The 22,386-nt window shown below is 70.6% G+C and carries 25 protein-coding genes; 24 read left to right on the top strand and 1 reads right to left on the bottom strand.

What is annotated here, in order from left to right; translation table 11 throughout:
- The first annotated feature begins 12 nt into the window (after window positions 1-12).
- From CCO04_RS21510 to CCO04_RS21500, 3 genes are all read left to right on the top strand, one after another.
- The gene (locus CCO04_RS21510) at window positions 13-462 is read left to right on the top strand and encodes a hypothetical protein (RefSeq protein ID WP_215816224.1); all 450 of its coding nucleotides are present in this window, start codon (window positions 13-15) and stop codon (window positions 460-462) included.
- 125 nt (window positions 463-587) lie between these two features.
- Window positions 588-818, top strand: a complete 231-nt coding sequence (locus CCO04_RS21505; protein WP_141003383.1) for a hypothetical protein — start codon at window positions 588-590, stop codon at window positions 816-818.
- 9 nt (window positions 819-827) lie between these two features.
- Window positions 828-989, top strand: coding sequence for a hypothetical protein (locus CCO04_RS21500; protein ID WP_215816223.1), 162 nt, complete (start codon window positions 828-830; stop codon window positions 987-989).
- Window positions 990-1,028: 39 nt separating this feature from the next.
- Here the strand turns inward: CCO04_RS21500 and CCO04_RS21495 are convergent, their stop codons facing one another.
- On the bottom strand, window positions 1,029-1,883 hold the full coding sequence (locus CCO04_RS21495; protein WP_215816222.1) for a hypothetical protein: 855 nt from the start codon (window positions 1,881-1,883) through the stop codon (window positions 1,029-1,031).
- Window positions 1,884-2,112: 229 nt separating this feature from the next.
- On the opposite strand from CCO04_RS21495, the gene CCO04_RS21490 reads away from it, so the two are divergent.
- The 21 genes from CCO04_RS21490 to CCO04_RS21390 all read left to right on the top strand — a co-directional run bounded on the left by CCO04_RS21490 (window position 2,113) and on the right by CCO04_RS21390 (window position 21,989).
- Complete coding sequence (locus CCO04_RS21490) at window positions 2,113-2,481, top strand: hypothetical protein (protein WP_109691898.1); 369 nt, start codon at window positions 2,113-2,115, stop codon at window positions 2,479-2,481.
- Window positions 2,471-3,991, top strand: coding sequence for a hypothetical protein (locus CCO04_RS21485; RefSeq protein ID WP_215816221.1), 1,521 nt, complete (start codon window positions 2,471-2,473; stop codon window positions 3,989-3,991). The genes CCO04_RS21490 and CCO04_RS21485 overlap by 11 nt, the downstream gene beginning before the upstream one ends.
- Window positions 3,992-4,105: 114 nt before the next feature.
- A complete protein-coding gene (locus CCO04_RS21480; protein WP_215816220.1) occupies window positions 4,106-4,522 on the top strand; it encodes a hypothetical protein in 417 nt (138 codons plus the stop codon).
- A 490-nt stretch (window positions 4,523-5,012) separates the two neighbouring features.
- On the top strand, window positions 5,013-7,283 hold the full coding sequence (locus CCO04_RS21475; RefSeq protein ID WP_215816219.1) for a hypothetical protein: 2,271 nt from the start codon (window positions 5,013-5,015) through the stop codon (window positions 7,281-7,283).
- A 490-nt stretch (window positions 7,284-7,773) separates the two neighbouring features.
- Entirely contained in the window at window positions 7,774-8,697 is a 924-nt protein-coding gene (locus CCO04_RS21470) for a ParA family protein (RefSeq protein ID WP_215816218.1), read from the top strand.
- Window positions 8,694-9,257, top strand: a complete 564-nt coding sequence (locus tag CCO04_RS29920; RefSeq protein WP_215816217.1) for a ribbon-helix-helix protein, CopG family — start codon at window positions 8,694-8,696, stop codon at window positions 9,255-9,257. Before CCO04_RS21470 ends, CCO04_RS29920 begins: the two co-directional genes overlap by 4 nt.
- A gap of 38 nt (window positions 9,258-9,295) precedes the next feature.
- On the top strand, window positions 9,296-9,754 hold the full coding sequence (locus tag CCO04_RS21460) for a helix-turn-helix transcriptional regulator (protein ID WP_215816216.1): 459 nt from the start codon (window positions 9,296-9,298) through the stop codon (window positions 9,752-9,754).
- Window positions 9,755-10,053: 299 nt separating this feature from the next.
- Window positions 10,054-10,740 (top strand): SAF domain-containing protein, encoded by a 687-nt coding sequence (locus tag CCO04_RS21455; protein ID WP_215816215.1) that lies wholly within the window; start codon window positions 10,054-10,056, stop codon window positions 10,738-10,740.
- 3 nt (window positions 10,741-10,743) lie between these two features.
- On the top strand, window positions 10,744-11,583 hold the full coding sequence (locus tag CCO04_RS21450) for a ParA family protein (RefSeq protein ID WP_215816214.1): 840 nt from the start codon (window positions 10,744-10,746) through the stop codon (window positions 11,581-11,583).
- The gene (locus CCO04_RS21445; protein ID WP_215816213.1) at window positions 11,580-13,259 is read left to right on the top strand and encodes a CpaF family protein; all 1,680 of its coding nucleotides are present in this window, start codon (window positions 11,580-11,582) and stop codon (window positions 13,257-13,259) included. Before CCO04_RS21450 ends, CCO04_RS21445 begins: the two co-directional genes overlap by 4 nt.
- A 5-nt stretch (window positions 13,260-13,264) precedes the next feature.
- Entirely contained in the window at window positions 13,265-14,197 is a 933-nt protein-coding gene (locus tag CCO04_RS21440) for a type II secretion system F family protein (protein WP_215816212.1), read from the top strand.
- Window positions 14,194-15,108, top strand: coding sequence for a type II secretion system F family protein (locus CCO04_RS21435; protein WP_215816211.1), 915 nt, complete (start codon window positions 14,194-14,196; stop codon window positions 15,106-15,108). Before CCO04_RS21440 ends, CCO04_RS21435 begins: the two co-directional genes overlap by 4 nt.
- A 77-nt stretch (window positions 15,109-15,185) precedes the next feature.
- On the top strand, window positions 15,186-15,389 hold the full coding sequence (locus tag CCO04_RS21430; protein WP_215816210.1) for a hypothetical protein: 204 nt from the start codon (window positions 15,186-15,188) through the stop codon (window positions 15,387-15,389).
- 18 nt (window positions 15,390-15,407) lie between these two features.
- Complete coding sequence (locus CCO04_RS21425; RefSeq protein ID WP_215816209.1) at window positions 15,408-15,803, top strand: TadE/TadG family type IV pilus assembly protein; 396 nt, start codon at window positions 15,408-15,410, stop codon at window positions 15,801-15,803.
- Between the two features lie 47 nt (window positions 15,804-15,850).
- Window positions 15,851-16,249 (top strand): TadE/TadG family type IV pilus assembly protein, encoded by a 399-nt coding sequence (locus CCO04_RS21420; protein ID WP_308281427.1) that lies wholly within the window; start codon window positions 15,851-15,853, stop codon window positions 16,247-16,249.
- On the top strand, window positions 16,246-16,695 hold the full coding sequence (locus tag CCO04_RS21415; RefSeq protein WP_203048478.1) for a pilus assembly protein TadG-related protein: 450 nt from the start codon (window positions 16,246-16,248) through the stop codon (window positions 16,693-16,695). The genes CCO04_RS21420 and CCO04_RS21415 overlap by 4 nt, the downstream gene beginning before the upstream one ends.
- Complete coding sequence (locus CCO04_RS21410) at window positions 16,692-19,952, top strand: LysM peptidoglycan-binding domain-containing protein (protein WP_215816207.1); 3,261 nt, start codon at window positions 16,692-16,694, stop codon at window positions 19,950-19,952. Before CCO04_RS21415 ends, CCO04_RS21410 begins: the two co-directional genes overlap by 4 nt.
- A 23-nt stretch (window positions 19,953-19,975) precedes the next feature.
- Entirely contained in the window at window positions 19,976-20,251 is a 276-nt protein-coding gene (locus CCO04_RS21405) for a hypothetical protein (protein WP_203048476.1), read from the top strand.
- The gene (locus CCO04_RS21400; RefSeq protein WP_215816206.1) at window positions 20,248-20,814 is read left to right on the top strand and encodes an IseA DL-endopeptidase inhibitor family protein; all 567 of its coding nucleotides are present in this window, start codon (window positions 20,248-20,250) and stop codon (window positions 20,812-20,814) included. Before CCO04_RS21405 ends, CCO04_RS21400 begins: the two co-directional genes overlap by 4 nt.
- 56 nt (window positions 20,815-20,870) lie before the next feature.
- Window positions 20,871-21,710: a hypothetical protein gene (locus CCO04_RS21395; protein WP_215816205.1), complete on the top strand. Its 840-nt coding sequence runs from the start codon at window positions 20,871-20,873 to the stop codon at window positions 21,708-21,710.
- Window positions 21,711-21,839: 129 nt separating this feature from the next.
- Window positions 21,840-21,989: a hypothetical protein gene (locus tag CCO04_RS21390; RefSeq protein WP_215816204.1), complete on the top strand. Its 150-nt coding sequence runs from the start codon at window positions 21,840-21,842 to the stop codon at window positions 21,987-21,989.
- The last annotated feature ends 397 nt before the right edge of the window (window positions 21,990-22,386 follow it).

Here is a 22,386-nt window from a genome sequence, read left to right as displayed (position 1 = left end):
GGCGGGCCCGGCATGGACGAGCAGCTGATGACGGCCGCCAAGACACTGGCCCGCTGGTGCTACGGCCGCGGCGTCGACGAACGGATCCTCACCTGCGGTGACCAGCTGCTCAAGAAGGCCGTCGAGCAGGCGATCGGCCGACCTGCGCCGCCGCACCTCGAACACGCGCTGTGGCATCAGACCGCCATGCTGCTGCGCCAGCGGCGCGACTGGGACCGCGACCACCAGGTCACTCCCCCGCCGGCCGCGGCGTGCCTTCCCTGCGCCGTGGCGGCCGAGCAGTGCCCCACCCACGCCGGTCGACGCTGTCGCGCCTGCGGTGGCCAGCTGCACCGCATCGTCGTTGACGAGGGCTACGACACCCATCCGTGCTGCGACCGCCCGGGCGCGTCCGGCTCGCACACCGTCCTCGAGCACGCGGCGCAGCTGCTGGGCGCCACGCTGCTGGCCCAGCCTGCCTGAGCCCTCTGGGCGACACGCCTCCAAGGAGTTCGGCCGCGGTGATCGCCCGGACCCTCGCCCCGCACATAGGTGACCAGGAGGACCGGCGCAGCCGGTGCCGGTCCACGGGATCCATGGGAGTTCAGATGAGTGACGCCGCTCGCGAGGAAGCCGCGCTCGAGGAAGAGGCACGACAGCGCGCCGAGGAGATCAGGGCCAGCGAGGAGGCAGCCGCCCAGGCCGCGGCCGCCGACACCGGCCCTTCCCCCGACGCCGAGATCGCGCAGGTTCACCGGTCCGGCCGCCAGCACGACCACACCGACACCGCCGCCTACCAGCGGCCCCAGCTCGGCCGCCGCCGCGGCCCGCGCCGGTAGGAGGCCGCGATGGCGACCGCACTCGCGCCGACCACCGGACCCTCGACCGTCCGCTGGGTCGACTGCTCGCACAAACTGGGTTCGCTGCCGTGCATGAACCACAAGCCGCACGAGGGCGACGGCCGCGGCTGCGTGCATCACTCCACGTCGGGCTTCGCCGACGACGAGTAGCCCACGTCGGTCCGCCGCGAGACCCGCCAGCGAACAGCCTCAGCCGTGCACCAGGTGCAGCCGCGGCCGCTGAGGCTGCTCGACGGCCGCCTCCAGCTGCTGCATCCGCTCGAGCGTCATCGGGTGCCCGAAGCGCCGCAGCAGGCCCGCCAGCACGGGACCGAGACCGCGCGCGTGCACGAACCGGTCGGCCTCGGCCTCGACGCGGAGCTCGATCCGCCGGCCTGCTGCCGGCACCAGGTAGGTCAACGCGACGACCGCGCCGCCGAGAAGCCCAGGCGCGGCACGGCCCTCGGCGACCGACTGCACCACGCAGATGACCCCCACGACGCCCCGCAGCGTCCAGGCCAGCCGCATGAACGGAAGCCAGGCGAACGCCCGGCCCACGCCGCGGAACGTCGCCACGACCACCCGCCACGGCGTCGTCGCCGCGAGCACCGCCAGTTCCAGCCTCGGCCGGAGCGCCTGATGTCGGCCGACAGCATGAGCCACCGCGGCGGCCGCCTCCGCGCCAGTCACGCCACCGCGGTACGTCGCTTCGACCAGCCCAGGGCTGACCACCACGGTGCGCCGGCCGATCGCCACCGCGACCGGGGTGCTCGGCCGCTGTATACGGCGTACGAACAACGCCCCGACGTCGACGCCGCGGCCGCCCAGCTCGGCCAGCACCGGTGCCAGCACGCCGTACTCGGCCTCGGTCGCCGGACGCGACCTGGTCAGCGCGGCGATCGCCGGCTCCTGCAGCTGCCCGAGCGCGAGCGCGACCAGCAGGCCGCCCGCAGCCATGAACACCACCAGCCCAAGCGCCGGCGGGAGCAGGGCGCACACCACCACGGTGAGGACGAAGCTCACCAGCAGTGCCGGCCCAAGCGTCACCACCCTCAGCACGGTCATCGGGAACCTCATCTCGACCCTCCTCCATCTTCCAGCACTAGTGCGGATCTCTTGACTTTGCTCGCGGTGATCGTCCGACACCCGCCGGACGACATAGGCGAACGAGACCAGTTTGTGCCCAGGTGCCGACAGCACCCCGAGTTATCCACAGCCCGCCGCTCGGCGCAGCGGGCCGCGGCCGGGACGTGGGTTCATGGGCCAGACCGACCTCCAACCGAAAGGAACGCCCGTGGACACCCTCAACGCTGACGGCACCTGGGACCGCCTCGGCTCGATCGCCCAGCTGCTGCACCAGGCCGCTACCCAGGTGTGGACCGACGCCGACGCGGCCGCCGCCGACTCCCCGCTCCACGACCTGGGGCTGGGTGTCTACCTCGCGCACTCCCGGGCCAGCGCCCTGCTGCCCGACGACTACGAGCTGCCCGAGGACGTCGACCTGCTCGCCGACCTCGAGGAGCGCACCCCGCTGCAGCTGCTCACCGAGGCCGAGGAGCTGACCCGCCCACTGCCGCTGCACCAGCCGGATCTGGTCCACGGCTCGCAGCTGGTCGTCGACCTGTGCGACCTCATCCGGGAAGCCCGCGGCCTTGGCTACTGACCTGCGCCTGGCGTACGCGGACATCGACGAGGAACTCTTCGACGTCGACCAGATCCCGATGACCTCGCGCGACGTGCGCAGCGTCGGCGAGATGCTCTTCGACGTCGACTACCTGGCCCGCCAGTTGCTCATGGACGTCGGAGGCGACGACGCCGGCACGCTGCTGCGCAGTTGGCCGACGATGGTTGCGGCCGCGGAGGACCTGTGGGCCTCCCTGCCCGGCCGGCGACCTGGCGTCGACGAGCGCGACCGCCCTATCACCAGCCTCTCGGCGCAGGCCGCGACCATCGAGTCCAGCCTGTCCGGCCGGAGGGCCTGGCCGGGTCAGGGCCCGACGAACCCCCGCGTCGACCAGATGACCCAGACCCTCCTCAACGCCGCCGCCCTGGTCCGCCGCTACGGCGCCGAGATCCCGCACGAGCAGACCGAGTCCCACCGCGACCTCGAGGCGGCGCGGACCAGGATCATGCACGGCCTCTACCTGACCGCCCACGCTGTCAACGTCGCCCTGCACGACAACGGCCGCGACCGCGTCACTGACGCCCGCGAATCAGGCCGCCGCGTCCAGTTGGCCCAGCACCACTCCCCCTACGCGGTGGCACCCACCGGGGTCTGGGTCGACCGGATGTCCGCGTGCGAGAACACCGCCCGCAGCTACCTGACCGACCGGTTCCCCCACGCCCTCGTCGGCGAGGCCATCCGGCCTGTCGACGACCCGGGCCGACTGGCCCAGGCGCTGGCCAACTGGGACATCCAGTCCCACCGTGCCCTGGCCCGCGACCTCGCGCCGGCCAACATCCTGCTCATCACCCGCACTCAAGGACTCATCGCCGGCGCCAGCATGGTCCTCGTCGACGCGGCCGCGACCGCCGGCGTCCTCGAGCCCTCGGAGCGCCTGGTCCCCGCGATCGCCGAGGCAGGCCGCTCCTGGAGCAACCTGGCCAGCCGCTGGGGAGACCTCGCTCCCCCGGGCGCCCGCCTCGAGGAACCCCTGGCCCGCGCGGCCGCGGAAGTCCGAGCCGCCTATCGCCAGATCACCCACGACACCACCACGCTGGCGACACCAGAGGTCATCGCCACCCGGCCCGGACTCCCCCAGGCCACCGTGGCGACCCTCCGCGCGATCGAGGCCGGCTCCGAGCTCGCGCACGTCGTCGCCGAGAAGGCCGACACCCCCAACCTGACGGGGCCCGCGCGTGCTCTCTCCCGCCGAGCACACAACGACGTGGAGTCCGGACTGGCCAGCCCGCCGGCCGAGGGCGACATCGTGTGGGTCTCCCCCGCCGACATCCTCGCCAAGCGGATGGTCCCACTCCCCCCGCCCGTCGCAGAGACCCTGCGAGCCGCCAGTGACGCCACGATCGAGGCCACCAGCACGGCGTCCGCCGTCGCGACACTGCACCAACGCGAGACTGCGTCAGCAGGTTCGATGCCGGACCGGAACCGCGACCGGATGCCCGAGGACAGGCCCGTCGAGCTCGGCCGGTCAGCCCTCGGCCCGCGCCGGTGATTCCACCGGATGGCGACCCGACACCGGCTGCGGGGAAGGCATCCACGGCATTTCCGGAAATGCCACCGGCGTGTTGTCCTTTCCGGAAACGGTCGCTACGGCAGGATCGCATGCATGCAGACGACACGGGCACGGAAGGCCGGACGACCCCACAAGGGCGAGCGCCACGCATTCCTCGTGAAGCTGTCTCCGGACATGGTGGACAAGATTCATCTTCTCTCGCGGATCAACGAGCGGACCTATGTCGAAGTCGTCGAGGTCGTCGCCACCGATGCGCTAGCAGCGCGGCCCCGAGAAGAGCTCTTGGCTTCGCTGGCCGACTTCGTCGGTCACAAGGGCGAGCGTCGAGCGGTCAAGTTCCAGCTGCCGATGGCGCAGGCCGAGAAGATCTTCGACCTGGCACAGACCAACGCCCGCACCTACCAGGACGTGTTGGAGTTCCTCCTTGGCGACGGCCTGGAGGCCTACGACATGGTCGAGATGCTCGACTACATCGCACAGGGACAAGGGAGGCTCGACATCGCCGTCTAGCCGATTCGGGCAGGACCCGAAAAAGCTTGAAGGGCGACCGCGCCAACGGCCGCCCTTCGGAGAAGCAGAGACCCAACTCAGCTCTTTGCCGGAGATGACGTGATGGGTGCCAGACCTCGACAGGAGGGTGCTTCGTGCTCCCCACGGTAACACCGCGCGCCGACAACAAGTCGGATCTTGCACGCGAAACGGCCGCGCCAAAACGCGATCTCGCGTTCACCCACACCCTGCCGCCGGCCCCCCGCACGTTCACCAGGTGGGCTGCCTCCTCCACACATCGCGCGACGCAGTCGCGACCTGGGGTCCTAACCCGACAGTGCCACCGCGTTGCTCCAGCGATGGAGGGAGGTGGACGCCGCCGGCCGCGGAGTTGAGTCGCCCCAGAAATGACGAAAGGCCCTGCGCCAACAGGACCTGATCGTCTTCGTGAAGTCCGGGAACCAGCGCCAACTGGGATCGACCCGGGTTGCTCCGAGAGGAGGCTTTCCACTTGTTGCCGGTCACTGTACCGGCGTCGCGCCGCGATGCCGCACACCCTCATGCAGGCCGGCGTGTCGACCCGACGCTGCTGGCGCTCGACGAGCACCTGTTCAATCCCGACGCCTCGCAGTGGCTGCTGATCGATGCCGGCAACTCCGCCGTCCCCCGGACCGTCGTCCCGTCGCTCGCCGACGGGCTCGAGCTCATCGGGAAGGGCCGTGTTGCGGCCCTGGTCGGACACCTCCGCGACGGCGTGGGCGTGGTCGACGTCGACGTGCCCGGCGAGTTCGGGAACTTCCTCGCCGCCGAGATCACCGACTGGCTGACGCGACGTAGCTGCTGGGTTCTCCACCGCCCCTCGGGCGGCGCCAAGGGGCGCGCGCACGTCTTCTTCGCCCACCCAGACTTCCACTACGCGCCCACCGCTGGCCGGACGGGGCTTGCGGCTGAGGTCACCGACTTCCTCACGGCCCTCGCCGACGATGTAAAGGTCCCGCGCCGAGAACTCGATCTCCGCGACGCCGTCCGGCCGCTCTCCTCGCCCCACCGCCACGGCGCGTTCACCCGGCCGAAGGGCGATCTCCGCCAGGCGCTGCGCGGTCTCAAGCAGCTCATCCCGGCCCCGCCCGCCCCCTCACCGCTGCGGCCTCGGGCCAAGATCAAGTCACCCGCCTCGTCGGCCGACGCTGCCGGTGCGAGCCGGGTCGTCCCGTTGGCGCTGCAGCGGTGGAAGCGCCAGTTGCGAGGCGAATGGCGCCGGTACCTGTTGACCGGCCAGGTCCCGCCGGGAGTCTGGAGCGCTGGTGCGACCAGGTCCCGCGGAGCCGTCCAGGTCGACCGATCCCTCGTCGAAGCAGCCTGCACCAGGGAGATGGTCTGGGCGATCGGTGACCCCGAGACGGCATGGCGCCTGATTCGTGAGTCGCACCCCAGCGCGATGACCAAGGCCAAGCACCAGGGCTACTCGTGGTGGCTCGGTTACGTCTGGAACGACCTCGTCCGCTCGGCGAACCAGCTCACCACCAGCATCACCACCGAGAAGCCCCGCGAGGCCCCGACGACGCCGGCGGAGGTCCTTCAGGCGGTCGCCGTAGCCAGGCTCGAGCTGGACCGGCTGAAGTGGACGGTCCCCTCCCGCCGCCGGGCCGCCCTCCTGCTGGTTGGCCACCAGCTGCTCGACCGCGTCCAGCGCACCGGGAACCTCCGCGTCCCCTGCCCGGAGCGAGACCTACTCCTCGACACCGGCCTAGGCGACCGCAAGACCATCCGAGCGGCCCTGGCGTGGCTCAACGGGCGCCTCGGGACGCTCCACACCGACTGCCTGTCCCTGACCGAGCGGGACTCCACGAGCTATGAGTTCGAAATCAACGACGCCAGTGGCGGTGAGGGGCGGCAAATCCCCCCACCTGTGTTTGACCCACCCCCGCCGGTGCGCGGCCTCTGGGCCACCCTCCCCCGCTCCAGCCACAGCCTCTGGCGCACACTGCTGTCCTCCCGAGAGCCCCTGGAGCTCCCAGAGTTGGTAGTGCAGGCAGGGCTGACAGAGACACCTGCCGATGACCCCTCGAAGTCACAGAAGGCCACCGCGAAGACGGCGTTGGTGGCGCTGAGCAAGGCCGGGATGGCTCGCGTGGACGAGAACGGGCGTTGGGAAGCAGCCACCAGGCCCCGATCCGTCCAGGTTGAGCAGGACGCGAGTGAGGCGTACGGCCGGCAGCTCGCAGCCGTCGAAGCGGAACGCGCGGCCTACCGAGCCGGCGTGACGTCGAGCTGGACCGCGGGACGTGCCCGGGCCATCAAGGCTCAGCGTGCGAAGGAGAAGGCCTGGTGGGACAACCTCTCCCCCGCGGCACGTGCTGAGCGGGCGGCGGCGAAGCGGCTCGAGTTCGACCAGATGTCGATCAGCCAACAGGAGGCACTCAAAGCCCGTCTCGCAGAACGACGCGGCCGCGCGGGCATCGAGGAGTCGCTGGCCTATCAGACGTGGGTACGGAGCCTTCCTGCCGACGAGTACCTCGCGCGGAGTCTGGAACGAAAGCACCGCTTCCGCGGCCTCTCCCCCGCCGAGCGCGGCGCATCGATCGCGGCATGGAACCGGCACCGAGTGCGCTTCGGCCTCACGTCGCAGCGCGAGAAGGCTGTGTCGGGTGGCCCGCGGACGGCATTGATGGAGCAGGCGGCGCTGCTCCCCGACGGCCCTGCCGCCCGGGACTCGGCGTTCCTGGAGCGGCAGGGCGACCTGCTTGGCGAGCTGGGCCAGGGTCAGCCGGCGGCGAGCTAAGGGGCGCTCCGCGTCCCGGGTGCCACTCCCCCGGGCCATGGCCGACGGACAGACGGCTTCGCGTTGGCTGCTGATCTGAGGGCCGATCGGCAGCCAGACCATGTCCGGGTGCCTTCGCGGTGCCGAACGCCCGAGAGAAGGCCGTTGGAGACCGTCCTGCGCTCCTTTCGTTGCGTCCGACGCCCCCGCCGTGCGCCCGGACCTGCCCAGAGTCCCGCGACTGGCGGACACATAGCGGGACACATACGCCGCCCGCTACGCGACCGCATAACGGGTCAGGATAACGGGGCGCCTAGCGCAAAGCGGTAGCGGCCAAAGTAGCGGGACCAGTAGGGGAGCAAGTGACGGAGGCTCGTAGCGGGAGCACTAGCGGCACACATGACGAACCGCACTAACGCGCCACCTAGCGCGGCGCGTACGAGGGCCGGTACGCAACACATACGGCGTGTCGTAACGCCGCCGCTAACGCCGCTCGTAGGAGAATCGCCCCATGACCGATCTGTCGCGCGTGATCACCTTCGCCACCGGCAAAGGCGGAACCGGGAAGACCAGCTGCGCTGCCAACGTCGCAGGCCTTGCCGCACAGGCCGGATGGCGGACCCTGCTGATCGACCTCGACTCCCAAGCCAACCTCGGGCACGACCTCGGCTTCTCCGAGAACGAGGGCGCCGACAACGGCGCTCACCTCGTGAACACGCTCCTCACAGGCGGGACGCTCAATCCCGTCCTCCAGGGGGTACGCCCCAACTTGGACGTCATCCCCGGCGGAAGCAAGCTCGACGACCTTGAGGACCTCGTGCTCGGGCGACAGCGTCGAGGGGAGGACGGCCGCACACTCCTGCGCGACGCCCTGGCCGGCATCACCCAGGACTATGACCTCGTCATCATCGACACCCCGCCGTCCCGACGCTCAGCCCTGGTGCTGCTCGCACTCGCTGCCGCGCGATGGATCGTGATCCCGACCAAGTCAGACCGCTCCAGCATCGAGGGCCTCCGAGTCCTGGCCGAGCAGGTCGTCACCATCCGCGAGGTGAACCCTGAAATCGACGTCCTGGGTGCAGTCCTCTTCGGTATGGGCGCATCAGCCACCGCCCGCCGCCGGTTCGCCCGTGAGGACGTCCGAGACGTCCTCGGGGACGGCTCTCTGCTCTTCGACTCCGTCATTCGGCACGCCGAGGCCGCAGCCGACGACGCTCGGGAGAAGGGGCGGCTGATCCATGAGCTCGCCGAAGTCGTCCACAACGCGGAGCCCTACTGGAAGGCACTGAAGGAGGGCCGCCGACCGGAACGGATCGCCGGATCCGCGCCGGCGCTGGCGGAGGACTACGTGCTGCTGGCCGATGAACTCCTCCGACGCATCGGAAACGCCGAAGAGGCCGCGGCCGCTAGGACCGAAGAGGCGGCGACAGCGTGAACGACCGTCCGAAGTTGGCACCGGCCCTCGGCCTAGTTCGTGACCGCATCGACGGCCCGCCGCCCCGCCGCCCCACGCCGGTCACCGAGGCGCCGGCGACAGCGCCCAGTGACGCCGCGCGTCCGGAGGCCGACCGCAGCGAGAAGGCTCCGGACGAGCCCAAGGCCAAGAGGGCCAGCCGCCCCAAAGCCAGCTCCGCCAGCACGGGAGGAATGAAGCGGACGACGATCAGCATCCCCCTGCGACTGGCCGCGCAGATGCGGGCGAGCCTGGAGACGGACCGGAAGGTCACCCAGGTCCAGTTCATCCTGAACGCGATCGAATCGAACGCGCATCGCCTGAAGGAACTAGTGGAAGCCGAGAAGCCCGCCCCCCGCACGAGCGGGGGACTCTTCCCTGACCGAAGCGCAGCGCGCTCGCAGGTCGAGGAGCGCACCACGATCAACTTCGACACCACCGAGGCCAACCTCAAGGTCATCGACGCCCTTGTCGACAAGACCGAAGCCGACAGCCGCAGCCAACTCATTCGCGCCGCCCTCCGCGCCGCCCTGGCTGACTGACCTTCGCGCCCGACGAACAACGCTAGTGTTCGTCGGCGATGGTTTCCGGTATCGACCCCTCAGCGCTGCGGGCTGCCCGCGAGAACGCGGGCCTGACTCAGCACGAGCTGGCGCGACTCGTCGGCGCGGCCGGGGGAGAGCGCGTCTCGCGGTGGGAGCTGGGCACGTCGGTGCCCCGGCCCGACTTCCTGGTCAAGCTCGCGCGGGCCCTGGACATCCCCACGTTGCGGCTGATCCACCTCGACGGCGTTATCCCCGACCTGCGGGCACTCCGACTCAAGGCCGGCCTGACCGTGTCCGAGCTGGCCGCGCGGACGAACATGGCCGTGAAGACCTACTACTCCTGGGAGGTCGGGCGCTGGACCCGCCTCCCACCGCCGCCGGTCATCGAGGCTCTCGCGGAGGTCTTCGGCGAGCCGGCCGACGTCGTCGCCGCCGCCTTCAACGAGGCGCAACGGCTCCGCCGGCGCCGGCGCAACCCCGAAGCCGGCGACTGAGTAGCAAAACGGAGGTTCAGCCCTAGGTGACGCAGGGCACAATCGTCGCTCAGGGAGACCGAATGCGTGGTCCCATGGGGCCCAGGCCGTTCGGCGCGTAGACGCTCAGTTCCATCGGGGGAGTGAGCCGCGACCACCCGTCAGAGGGATCGGGCGATGACATCTCGGAATCTGCCACCCGTGGACAACCCACTCAGCGAGACAACTGCACTAGTGTGGTGTTCGCAAGTTGGGTCATCGTGATCGCCCAGGCCCGTCTTGACACATAGGTGATCGAGAGACGAGAGGACTCGGAACTGATGTCGCTGGACACCGCACAGACCACCGCGGGGGGACCGCCCCCGCCGCCGAAGGCCCAGACGCCGCCTGCGCCCGTCGCGACCGCGCGGGTCAAGGCACGACGCCGGCCGTGGGTGTTCGCCCTGATGGCCGCCCTGGTCGCGGCCGGCGCCCTGGGCACCGCGTTCGCCTTCACCTCGGTCAACGACACCCAGGAGGTCCTCGTCGTCAGCAACGACATCAAGCGCGGCGAGATCATCGAGGCCGGTGACCTCGCCGTCGTGCGGGTCAGCGTCGACCCGGCGCTGACTCCGGTCCCGGGCAGCCAGAAGGCCGAGCTCGAGGGAAGCCGCGCCGCGGTCGACCTGTGGGCCGGCACGCTGCTCAGCGAGCAGGCCGTCACCGACAACCTGGTGCCGGGGGAGGGGGAGTCCCTGGTGGGCATCAGCCTCACGCCCGGCCAGATGCCCTCGGAGCCGCTCTATAGCGGCGACGCCGTCCGGATCGTCACCACGCCCGGTGATCAGGGCGAGGTCACCGACAAGGACCCGGTCACCGTCGAGGCAGTCGTCGTTGGTGTTAGCCGGGTCGAGGAGACAGGGGAGACCGTCGTCGACGTCTCGGTGCCCGAGTCCGATGCCGCCGACCTGGCTGCCCGTGCCGCCACCGGGCGAGTCGCGCTCGTCCTGGACGCCCGGGAGCGCTGAGGCATGGCGCTGATCGTCCTGGCCTCCGCGAGCGGTTCGCCCGGCGTCTCCACAACGGCGCTCGGGCTGACGCTCAACTGGCACCGACCGGTGCTCCTGGTCGACGCCGACCCGACCGGCTCCTCCTCGGTCTTCGCCGGCCTCTTCCACGGCACCCAGGAGCCGACCGGCGGGCTGATCAACCTCGCCCTCTCTCTGCGCGAGGGAACGCTGGCCGAGGCCCTGCCGCGCGAGACGCTGCTGCTGGACCCCGAGGCCCCGGCCGAGCGCTCGGCGTGGTTCCTGCCCGGCATCCGGGCCCACGAGCAGGCCCCCAGCCTGCTGCCCCTGTGGGAGCCGCTCACCGAGCAGCTGCGCGCCCTGGAGCGCAACGGCCAAGACGTCATCGTCGACGCCGGACGGCTCGGCCTCGCCGGCTGGCCCCAGCCACTCATCGCCGCCTCCGACCTCACCCTGCTCGTCACCCGCAGCTCGCTGCCGGCCCTGGCCGGCGCCACCAGCTGGGCCAAGACCCTGCGGGCACAGTTCGCCGGCGTCGGTGGCCTGTCGCGGCTCGGGGTGCTCCTCGTCGACGAGGAGCGACGCTGGCCCGCGATGCCCACCGGCGCCCGAGTCCGGCCCTACAGCGCCCGACACATCGCCAAGGCCCTGCAGCTCCCCGTCGTCGCCTCAGTGGAATGGGAGCCCGAGGTGGCCGAGGTCTACTCCCACGGCGCCCGCAAGCCCCGCAAGTTCGAGTCCTCCGGGCTGCTGCGCGGCTACCGGGCCAGCGCCGCGGCCATCCAGTCCATCCTCGGCGCCAACCAGGCCGCCCTCGCTCCCACGAACGGAGGCCACGCATGAGCACCAACGGACACCACCACGACCCCAACGGCCGCGACCCGCTGCGCGCCGACGAGTGGCTCGAGGCCCGTCACGCCGCGAACCGGGAGCAGACCTCGCCCTTCGCCCGCGGCCGCAGCACCAACGGCACCCCGCCGCCCCCGCCGCCGGTCGTCGAGGACCATGACCCGACCTCCCTGCCGATCTTCGCCGGCGCCTGGACCAGCGAGCAGGAGCTTCCGGGCCGTGCTCGCTCGGAGTTCAGCCTGCGCCCGCTCGTGGCGCCCGCACCGGAGGAGCACCACCACAACGTCCCCGGCGCGGACGGCCGGGTCGAGCTGGACTGGGAGCTGATCGCGCAGTACCGCGCCGAGATCTCCTCGCGACTGACCGCCCGGCTCGACAAGGAAGGTGGCCGGGTCACCGACGAGGACCGCGAGCAGATGGGCCTCGACGTCATCGAGGAGCTGATCAAGTCCGAGGCCGAGACGCTGGTCTCCACCGGCCGGCCCCCGTGGACCAAGGACCAGGAGAAGGCACTCAAGGCCGCCCTCCACGCCGCCCTGTTCGGTCTGGGCCGCCTGCAGCCCCTGGTCGAGCGCGAGGACGTCGAGAACATCATCGTCATCGCCCGCGGCCCGGTCTGCGCAGTGTGGCTGGAGCTGGTCGACGGCACCCTGGTCGAGGCCGACCCGATCGCCGACTCCGAGGACGAGCTGCGCGAATTCCTCGCCGACCTCGGCGCCCGGCAGAACCGCCCCTTCACCGAAGCCCGCCCGCACCTGGACCTCCGGCTGCCCGGGGGAGCGCGGCTCGCGGCCGGCTCCTGGGTGATGGCCTACACCTCGGTCGTGATCCGCCGCCACGGCATGCGCGAGGTCTCCATGGACGAGATGGTCTACGACCGCAAGGCCTGCACCGCGGTCCTGGCCGACTTCCTCGCCGCCTGCGTACGCGCCGGCAAGAGCATCGTCGTCTCCGGCGTCCAGGGCTCCGGCAAGACCACCTGGGTCCGCGCCTTGTGCTCGTGCATCCCGCCCTGGGAGATGATCGGCACCTTCGAGACCGAGTTCGAGCTGCACCTGCACGAGCTGGTCGACCGGCACAAGATCGTCCACGCCTGGGAGCACCGCCCCGGATCCGGCGAGGTCGGCATCGACGGCCGCCAGGCCGGTGAGTTCAGCCTCGAGGAGGCCATCCACCACTCCTTCCGGTTCAACCTCGCCCGCCAGATCGTCGGCGAGGTCCGCGGCCCGGAGGTCTGGAACATGCTCAAGGCCATGGAGTCCGGTCCGGGCTCGATCAGCACCACCCACGCCCGCAGTGCCGAGCACACCATCGAGAAGCTCGTCTCCTGCGCCATGGAGAAGGGCCCGCAGGTCACCCGCGAGCTGGCTATCAGCAAGCTCGCCGCAGCGATCGACATCGTGATGTACCTGCGCTCCGAGGTCGTCCCCAACGGCGACGGCACCTTCCGCAAGCAGCGCTGGGTCGAGGAGGTCCTGGTCGTCCAGCCGAGCATCGACGCCGCCCGCGGGTACGCCACCACCCCGATCTTCGCGCCCAACCAGCTCGGCCAGGCCGTCGCGACCGGGAAGCTCGACAACTTCCTCGCCCAGGAGCTGGCCCGCCACGGATTCGACCTCGAGGCGTACAAGGCCGAGTCCCAGGCCAACCCGGGGGTGGCCACCTCATGAGCCCAATGTCATCGGGGTTCCTGCCCGCCGTGTTCGGCGCCCTCATCGTCATCGGCCTGATCGGCATGGTCTACGCGATGATCCCGGCGCCGCCCAAGCCGCCGAAGCCGGCCCGGACCACCACCCCGTTCGGACGGCTCGGCAGCTGGTTCGTCCGGCTCGACCGTCGTACCCGGATGCTGATGATCGGCGGGGCCGTGGCCGGCCTCCTGGTCGCGCTGGTGACCGGCTGGGTGATCGCCATCGTCCTCGTCCCGGCCGCGATCGTCGGCATCCCGCTGCTGCTCACGCCCCCGCCGGCGGCCGCGAGCATCGAGAAGCTCGAGGCGCTCGAGGAGTGGACCCGGTCGCTGTCCGGCAAGCTGACCGCCGGGCAGTCGCTGCGCTCGGCGCTCATCAAGTCGCTGCAGTCGACACCGGAGCCGATCGAACGCGAGGTCGGGCTGATGGTCTCGCGGCTGTGGAACAACACCTCCTCCACCGAGGACGTCCTGCGCGCGTTCGCCGAGGACCTCAACGACTCCACCGGCGACGTTGTGGCCAGCCAGCTGATCCTGGCCGCCAGCGGCCGCGGACAGGCCGGACTGTCGAAAGCACTGGATGCCCTCGCCGAGACCGTCGCGGCCGACGTCCGCGCCCGCCGCCAGATCGCCGCCGACCAGGCCAAGCCCCGCACCACCGCCCGCACCGTCACCGTCATCACCCTCGGCGTGCTCGGCATCCTCGCCTTCACCGGCGACTACATCGAGCCCTACGGCACTCCGCTGGGTCAGGTGGTCCTCGCCGTTCTGCTCACCGCGTACGTGGCCACCCTGCTCTGGATGCGACGGATGGCCGTTGCCAAGCCGCTCCCGCGGTTCCTCGACCTCCAGGCCCGCAACGCCCACCGCGCCGCCCAGCGCACAGCACCGGGCGAGAAGGAAGGAGCACTGGCATGACCGGCCTGCAGCTCGCGCTCGCCAGCGGCACCCTCCTCGGTCTGGCTCTCGCCCTGCTCGTGTGGCGCCTCGCGCCCTCCGACCCCGACCTGGTCGACGCGCTGGACCGGCTCTCGCCCGACCGCGTCGTGCCCCGCCGCGGCACCCCAGGCGTCGACGAGGCCGGCACCGACACCGGCTCGGCCGTCGATCGGATCGGCCTGTGGGCGATGAAGAACCTGCCCGGCGGCGCGTGGGCACACACGCCCCGCAAGGACCTGGCCATCCTGCAGATCAGTGAGACCCGGTTCTACGGCGAGAAGGTCGTCTGGGCCCTGCTCGGCCTCGTCATGCCGCCGCTGCTGGCCACCTTCTTCTCGCTGATCGGCCTGCCGCTGCCGTTCGCGATCCCCACGCTCGGGTCGCTGGCCCTGGCTGCCCTGTTCTGGTTCATGCCCAACTACAACGCCACCGACGACGCCAAGAAGGCCCGCATCGAGTTCAACAGGGCCCTCGGCGCCTACATCGACATGGTCGCCACCGGCGTCCGCGACGGATCCAGCGGTCAGCAGGCGTTGCGCGCGGCCGCCGAGGTCGGCGACAAGTGGGTGTTCAAGCGCATCGAGAGCGAGCTGCGCCGCGCCCGCTACATGACCCGCGCACCATGGGACTCCCTGCACAGCCTGGCCGACGAGCTCGGCGTCCCCGAGCTCGACGACCTCGCCGACATCATGCAGCAGTCCGGCCAGGACGGAGCCCAGATCTACAACAACCTCCGGGCCCGCGCCGCGGCGCTTCGCTCGGCGATGCTCAGCGCCGAGCTCGGCAAGGCCAACGCCGCCTCCGAGCGCATGTACATCCCGGCCAGCCTGCTCGGCATCGTCTTCATGGCGATCCTCGTCACCCCCTCGATGCTCCGCTTCGCCACCTGACCGACCTAACACCGACCCCTCGCACCCCGGGTCACCCCAGACCGCAACCGAAACCAAACCAGGAAGGAAGAACCCCGATGTTGAAGCTCTTCATCGCCCTCCAGATGGCGGCCATGACCGTGCTCGCATCCCTCGAGGACCGCGCGACCAGGCAGCGCGACGAGCGCGGCTCGGTCACCATTCAGGAAGTGCTCTGGGCGGTGGCAGCCATCGCGATCGTGGCCATCGTCGTCGCAGCCATCAAGGCCTTCGTGACCAGCGAGTCCGGCAAGATCAAGTAGGCAGGACCGAGTTCCGTCATGTTCGCCAGCTCTCAGCGCCGCAGCCGGGACGAGCGCGGGTCAGTGACTATCCAGATGGTCTTCTTGATGCCCGCGCTGTTCCTGCTGATGTTCCTCGGCCTCCAGGGAGCCCTGTACTACCACGCGAAGCAGGTAGCGCTCGCGGCCGCGCAAGAGGGCGCCCGCGAGGCAGGCAGCGAGACCGGAACCCGCGAGTCCGGTGTCGCCACGGCGAACACCTTCCTCGACGACGCAGGCGGATCCGACGTGATGACCTCCACCAGCGTCTCCGGATCACGGACCACGACAACGGCAACGATCATCGTCACCGGCAAGTCGCTGAGCGTGATCCCTGGCTGGCAGGTGACCGTCAGGCAGAGCGCCAGCGTCCCGGTCGAGAGGCTGACCGAATGACCTGGCGAGTTCATGATTCCCGACGGCGCCGGGACGAGCGCGGATCCGTGGCCATCGAGGCCGCGATCGGCGTCCCGGCCTTCGGCCTGTTCATCGCGATGATCATCCTCGGCGGACGCGTCGAGATCGCCAAGCAGTCGGTGGAGGCCGCCGCCTACGAGGCAGCTCGAGCAGCGTCCATCGAGCGGACCCAGAGCGAGGCGATCAGCTCCGGCAAGTCCGCGGCCAACAGCAGCCTGAACGACCAGGGCCTGCAGTGCGCGACCACCAACGTGACGGTCAACGCCGCGGCGTTCAACGCCCCGCTGGGCACCACCGCCCAGGTGACCGCCACGGTGACCTGCAAGGTCGACATCGCCGACCTTGCCATCCCCGGTCTGCCCGGCACCAGGACGATCACCGCGACCGCCAGCAGCCCCGTCGACGCCTACCGGGAGCGCCGATGATCAGCCACCTGCGCCGCCTCGGAACGCGACGTGCGCGCGATGAGCGCGGCTCCATCAGCGTCTGGTTCGCCACCGCGTCCTTCGCGATGATCATCCTCGTCGGGATGGCCGTCGACCTCGGCGGCAAGGTCCACACCCAGCAGCAGGCCCGCAGCGCCGCAGCCCAGGCCGCCCGCACCGGCGCCCAGGAGGTCCAGGGCTCCACGGCAGTGCGCGGCGAGGACCTCCGGGTCGACATCAACGCCGCCAAGGCCGCCGCCCAGGACTACCTCCACGCCGCCGGCGTGGAAGGGACCGCGCGCGTCGTCAACGGCGACACCCTGATCGTCACCACCACCGACACCTACACCAGCAAGTTCCTCGGGATCATCGGCCTGGACTCCATGCAGGTCACCGGGGAGGCGTCCGCGCGGCTCATCCGCGCCGAAGGAGGCATCGAACGATGACCACGCCCCACCCCACCATCGGCCAGCGACTCACCGGCCTCGCCGCCTCGCTCGCCGTGCTGGGCATCGTCCTCGGCCTGCCCGCCCTCTTCCTCGCGATCGGCGCCAGCCCGATCCCCGAGCAGATGCCCACCCTGGACAGCGTCAAGAACGCGCTCCTGGCGCCCGACGACGGCACACTCGTCCTCGGCCTGTTCAAGGTGATCGGCTGGGTCGCGTGGGCCTTCATGGCTCTCAGCCTCGTCGTGGAGGCCATCGCAGCGCTCCGCAAGGTCCAGGCACCCCAGCTGCCGGGCCTCCGTCTCCCACAGGCCGGCGCCCGCAACCTGATCGGCCTGGCCGCCCTGCTGTTCATCGCCGCCCCCATCGCCGCGCAGGCAACCACGATCAGCTCGGCGGCCGCGGCCCCGGCGACGGTGGGGCACGTCACCGCCGGCGCCGACCACGCTGGTGCGCAGCAGGCACCCGCCCGCCAGGACGTCAAGGCCGAGACGACGCAAGAGCGCCAGGGCCCCAAGACCGTCGACCACGCCGTGAAGCCGGGGGAGAGCCTCTGGTCGATCGCCGAGGACCACTTCGGCGACGGAGCCCGCTACAAGGAGATCGCCGAGCTCAACCGCGACCTGCTCGGCAACCAGCCCAGCTTCCTCGAGCCCGGATGGGTGCTCAAGCTGCCGGCGCCCGCCGACGCAGCACCGGCTCACGGCTACACCGTGCAGCCAAACGACACCCTCAGCGACATCGCGCACGACAAGCTCGGAGACGCCGACCGGTGGCCGGAGATCTACAAGGCCTCCACGTCCATCACCCAGCCCGGCGGAGTCCACCTGACCGACCCCGACGTGATCGACGTGGGCTGGAAGCTCAACATCCCCGGCGCCGAGACGCCGGCCGACGACCGACAGCACCCGCCGCAGCCGCGCGAGGACAAGCCGCAGACCCCCGCGGAGCCCAAGGACGAGCAGCCGCCGGTCGACCCGCCGGCCGAGGAAACCCCGCCGGCCGCCGAACAGACCCCGGCGCCGGAGACCGCCGCACCCGAGGTCCCGCAGGCCGAGGAGCCGGCGGCGCCGGCCGCCGACGTCGACCAGGTCGACGACACCGACGACTCGATCCTCGAGGCACCCTGGGTCCTCGCCGGTCTCACCGGCGGGGGCGTCCTGCTCTCCGGAGCCCTCCTCATGGCCCTGCGGTCGCGCCGGCGCTCCGCCTTCCGGAACCGGCCGCCCGGACGCGCTATCGCCGCCCCGCCGCCCGAGCTCGCGCCGGTGGAGATGACCCTGAACGCGACCGGCACAGCCGCGGCCGCCACCGTGGAGTTCGCCGACGAGGCCCTGCGCCGTCTCGCGGCCGCGGTCGGAGCCCAGGGCACCACGATGCCGCCGCTCGCCGCGGTGGAGCTCGCGCACGGCAAGCTGACGCTGCACCTCAGCGCTCCGGCCGCCGTACCCGCTCCCTGGGTGGGCAGCCCCGACCAGACCCACTGGCACGTCACCACCGACACCGCGTTCGAGGTCCTCGGCCCCGACACCGGCAACGTCGAACCGCCCTACCCGCTGCTGGCCACCATCGGCATGAGCGACACCGGCGAGACCTGGCTGCTGAACTGCGAGGAGCTCTCCACGCTGACCATCAGCGGCGACCCCACCTACGGCCGCGACTTCGCCCGCCACCTCGCCGCCCAGCTGGCCGTCAACCCGTGGTCGCGTCGCGTCCAGGTCGACTGCATCGGCGTGGCCGAAGAGACCGTCGTCATGGACGAGCGGATCACCTACTACCCGACCGGCGCGGCCGGGACGCCCGCAACCGCGGAGATCCTCGCCGCGGCGGTGACCACAGTCGACCGTGCGAAGCGACACGACACCGACGTGTCCACGGCCCGCACCGGCAGCGTCGACGACGACACCTGGCCCGCACGGATGCTGCTGCTGGACGCCGCGGCCGGGGACCCCGCCGACCTCGAGCAGCTGCTCCAACTGGTCAACGACCACGTCGGTCAGTCCGCGACCTCCATCGTGGTCGCCGGCGAGCGGCCCAACACTCCCGGTGCAGTGCTGCACATGACCAACACCGGCCGCGTCGTCCTCGAGCACGCCGGCCTCAACCTGATCGCGGTCGGGCTCACCAGCGACGAGGCCCGCGGCTGCGCCCTGGTCTATGCCCAGAGCGAGACCCCGGAGTACGTCGACACCCCGGTGGACGAGACCGCCACCGACGGCTGGGAGGCCTACACCGACTCCTCCGGAGCCCTGCGCCGCGAGTACACCCTGCCGCGCAACACCCCCGAGGACGCCGTCGACGAGCCGATGTCCTCCCTGCTCGAGGGGGAGGACGAGGAGTACATCCGCGAGAGCGCCATCGTGCAGGAGGACCTCGAGGCCCTGGCCCCCAAGGTCCCCGCCCACGTCCGCGCCGAGGTCGAGGAGAAGGACCCCACCCTCGACCAGGACATTGCCGACTGGTTCTCTACCGACTGCGACCGTCCGCGGCTCACCCTGCTCGGCCCGGTCACCGCGCGCACCCACGGCAAGGCGCTGGCCAAGCGCAAGCCGTACTTCACCGAGCTGCTGGCCTTCCTCGCCCTGCACCGCAAGCACGGCGCCACCCGCGAGCAGATCCGCGAGGCGTTCTCGATCTCCGACGGCAAGGTGCGCGACTACACCAACATCGTGCGCGACTGGCTCGGCACCAACCCCCGCACCGGCGAGGACCACCTGCCCTACGCGGACAAGGCACCGGCGGCCAAGGTCACCGGGGTCAACGTCTACCAGGTCGACGACGGCCTGCTCGTCGACCTCGACCTGTTCCTCCGGCTCCGCAAGCGCGGCCAGGCCCGCGGCGGCGCCGAAGGTGTCGCGGACCTGTGCACCGCGCTCGAGCTGGTCGGCGAGGCTCAGCCGTTCAGCCAGCTGCGCGAGGAAGGGTGGGCCTGGCTGGCCAACGAACCCGACCGCGTCGACCTCATGGCGGGCGGCTGGATCGCCGACGTCGCCCTCATCGTCGTCACCGAGGCCCTCGCCGCCGGCGACCTGGTCAAGGCCCGCTCCGCGGCGTACGTCGCCAACCGGGCCGACCCCGACGGTGAGAGCACCCGCCTGTGCCTGGCCCACGTCATGAAGGCCGAGGGCGACCAGCTCGAGGCCGACCGGATCCTGCGCGAGGAGATCTGCAACCGGTCCGACGACGGCGACGCGCCCATGGAGCTGTCGGAGCGCACGAAGACAATCATCCGTACGCACGGCTGGCTCGCGAGCTGACTCGGGGAAGGGAGCACCAGCACATGGCAACGTTCGACCAAGAGCTCACCGGCCGCTACGCCGCGGCCGGCGCCGACCACGCTGACCTCGACGCCCGCCGTATTGCCCGGGCCGTGTTCGTGCGCGACACCATCCGAACCCTCTACAACGCCGACAAGAAGTTCGGGTTCGACCCGGCCGACAACGGCTCGCTCGCCGAGCTCGTCGACGCCGCCGAAGAACACCTCGAGCACATCGCCAACGACGTCAACCAGCGATCCGTCATGGCCCCGCCCACCACAGGAGGAGACACCGCATGAGGAAGCACCACTCCGCACTCGGGGGAGTGGCCCTCGCCCTCGCCCTGGCTCTCACCGGCTGCGGCGGCGACGACACTGACCCTGAGGGCCAGGAGACCCCGAGCCAGTCCCCATCACCGACGACGCCCACCAGCTCGCCGACTCCGAAGACAGATGAGGAGAAGGCGGCCGCGCAGCTGACGCGATACCTGGAGGTGAGGGACCTGGCGCACCGTAAGCGGACGATCGACTTCAAGACCCTCAACCCGGTCGCGACGGGCGACGAGTTCCTCGAACTGCAGGAAACCGTGGTCGGCATGAAGAAGGCAGATGTCACCAAGACCGGCAGCTTCGTCCACACGCTCGGTGAGCCCCGAAACCGGGGCAACTCGATCGAGATCACCGACTGCGAGGACCGCTCTGGCGTGACGGTGAAGGTGAAGGGCAACGTGCGGAAGCCTGACTACACCGCTCCGGACGGCAACCCTCTTCGCAACCCTGTGCCGGTCAAGTACACCCTCATCAAGGACAAGGGCACGTGGAAGGTGTCCGAGTCAGATCTCCTGTGGGACGAGTCATGCTGAGACGATTTCTCGCTCTTCTGGCAATGCTTGGGGCGTCGCTCGTAGTCGCAGTTGCCGTGGCGCCCGCAGCAAACGCTGATGGTTGCGACGTCGACGAGGAGACCGGTGAGGTCGTCTGTGAAGACGAGGACGGCGGCGGCAATGGCGGTGACAACGGCAGTGGCAACATGGGTGGCTCGTCGACTTGCAATTACAACGGCCGCGAGATTCCGTGCACCGGCCCCGGAGGGTCGGTGTGGAGTAGCCTGCACGAGTGCTGGATCGGACCGTCTGCTGAGGAGCTGGGCGAGGATCTTGTTCCGCCGGATGGCCAGACGAAGGAAGACGGCGCCTGGCACGTCTGCTACTTCCCACCGCCCGGGTCGTCCTGGGAGTACACCTGGGTGCAGACCGGTGAAGTCGGCATCGACCCGGTAGTGCTCGCCCAGCGAGCGATTGCCTCGATGGACCTGGACCCCATCAAGATCGGTATTGTCCCCGAGTCTGGCCCAAACCGGGTCGGCCTCGTGGGGCTGCCGGTGTGGATGTGGGTCGACAGCCCCACCGACGACACGTTCGGCCCGATCACTGCATCGGCCAGCGAGGGGTCGGTGTCGGTCAGTGCCACCGCCAGCGTCTCCAGCATCGTGTGGGACATGGGGGACGGGACGAAGGTGAACTGCACCGGAAAGGGCACCCCGTACGCCGATCACTACGGCAAGCAGGACTCGCCGACCTGCGGGCACCGCTACGCGAAGATGTCGACGGGCCAGCCCGACGGCGCCTACCAGGTCACTGCCACGAGCCACTGGGTTGTCGAGTGGACCGGTGGCGGCCAGTCCGGAACCATCGAGTTCGACCTGACCACCGACCCGCTGCCGATCCGCATCGGCGAGGCACAGGTGCTGACCCAGTGACGGGCAAGGGCATGGAGAACGTCTGGGGTCGCCTCACCGAGGCTCCCGAGGGTGTGAGTTCGTCGCCGAGCCGCCGGTGGTCGTGATGGCGAGCTCGGCGACGACCACCCGGCCGAGTGGATCGCACGTATGGCCCGCGACGGGGAGGCGATCGTGGCCGCGGAGAAGCAGGGGCCGGGCGGCTTCTCGACCTTCGCTGAGTGGGGCACCACCTGGCACCTGAGCATCGTTCCGGTCGCGACCTACATGAGCCCACGCGGCGTCGGCGTCACCCCCTAGCTCCGCGTCAGAAACAGGTCCCCGTCCTCGAGTAAGGACGGGGACCGCTTTCTCGTTTCTCCGGCGGGATCGCGGCCGGACGGCTCGGGCGATAGCCGGCCCGATGGGGTGCCCGATGCAAGGGGAGAGCCCCAGGCGTCTCGGGTCACCTGGGGCTCTGGCGCCAAGTACAGCACGCCCCGTCGCGGGGCCGCAGAAGAACCGGAAACTTCGCCGCGGCGCCCGCCGGGGGCCGCTCACCTGGCCGATCGCGGCCGCGACAGTGCCCGGCAGGTGCAGCCCGACCGGGCACTTCGTCGGTGTCGAGATGCAGGGAAGATTGACGACGCGCCCGCTGTTAAGACGGGGCTTCGGGTAGCGGGCGTGTAACGATCCGGTAGCACGTGCGCGGGGAGGC

The sequence above is a fragment of the Pimelobacter sp. 30-1 genome (assembly GCF_018831735.1).
GTDB lineage: Bacteria > Actinomycetota > Actinomycetes > Propionibacteriales > Nocardioidaceae > Nocardioides.
Note: the sequence above shows the minus strand (reverse complement) of the source record. Positions and strands in the feature narration are given on the sequence as shown.

Bases quoted from the DNA above. Each gene is read 5' to 3' on its own strand.
- CCO04_RS21405 (WP_203048476.1), top strand. From the start codon at position 19,976: ATGGCAACGTTCGACCAAGAGCTCACCGGCCGCTACGCCGCGGCCGGC.
- CCO04_RS21510 (WP_215816224.1), top strand. From the start codon at position 13: ATGGACGAGCAGCTGATGACGGCCGCCAAGACACTGGCCCGCTGGTGC.
- CCO04_RS21480 (WP_215816220.1), top strand. From the start codon at position 4,106: ATGCAGACGACACGGGCACGGAAGGCCGGACGACCCCACAAGGGCGAG.
- CCO04_RS21425 (WP_215816209.1), top strand. From the start codon at position 15,408: ATGTTCGCCAGCTCTCAGCGCCGCAGCCGGGACGAGCGCGGGTCAGTG.
- CCO04_RS21500 (WP_215816223.1), top strand. From the start codon at position 828: ATGGCGACCGCACTCGCGCCGACCACCGGACCCTCGACCGTCCGCTGG.
- CCO04_RS21445 (WP_215816213.1), top strand. From the start codon at position 11,580: ATGAGCACCAACGGACACCACCACGACCCCAACGGCCGCGACCCGCTG.
- CCO04_RS21400 (WP_215816206.1), top strand. From the start codon at position 20,248: ATGAGGAAGCACCACTCCGCACTCGGGGGAGTGGCCCTCGCCCTCGCC.
- CCO04_RS21415 (WP_203048478.1), top strand. From the start codon at position 16,246: ATGATCAGCCACCTGCGCCGCCTCGGAACGCGACGTGCGCGCGATGAG.
- CCO04_RS21460 (WP_215816216.1), top strand. From the start codon at position 9,296: ATGGTTTCCGGTATCGACCCCTCAGCGCTGCGGGCTGCCCGCGAGAAC.
- CCO04_RS21505 (WP_141003383.1), top strand. From the start codon at position 588: ATGAGTGACGCCGCTCGCGAGGAAGCCGCGCTCGAGGAAGAGGCACGA.
- CCO04_RS21495 (WP_215816222.1), bottom strand. From the start codon at position 1,883: ATGACCGTGCTGAGGGTGGTGACGCTTGGGCCGGCACTGCTGGTGAGC.
- CCO04_RS21435 (WP_215816211.1), top strand. From the start codon at position 14,194: ATGACCGGCCTGCAGCTCGCGCTCGCCAGCGGCACCCTCCTCGGTCTG.
- CCO04_RS21430 (WP_215816210.1), top strand. From the start codon at position 15,186: ATGTTGAAGCTCTTCATCGCCCTCCAGATGGCGGCCATGACCGTGCTC.
- CCO04_RS21440 (WP_215816212.1), top strand. From the start codon at position 13,265: ATGTCATCGGGGTTCCTGCCCGCCGTGTTCGGCGCCCTCATCGTCATC.
- CCO04_RS21450 (WP_215816214.1), top strand. From the start codon at position 10,744: ATGGCGCTGATCGTCCTGGCCTCCGCGAGCGGTTCGCCCGGCGTCTCC.
- CCO04_RS21470 (WP_215816218.1), top strand. From the start codon at position 7,774: ATGACCGATCTGTCGCGCGTGATCACCTTCGCCACCGGCAAAGGCGGA.
- CCO04_RS21455 (WP_215816215.1), top strand. From the start codon at position 10,054: ATGTCGCTGGACACCGCACAGACCACCGCGGGGGGACCGCCCCCGCCG.
- CCO04_RS21410 (WP_215816207.1), top strand. From the start codon at position 16,692: ATGACCACGCCCCACCCCACCATCGGCCAGCGACTCACCGGCCTCGCC.
- CCO04_RS21390 (WP_215816204.1), top strand. From the start codon at position 21,840: ATGGCCCGCGACGGGGAGGCGATCGTGGCCGCGGAGAAGCAGGGGCCG.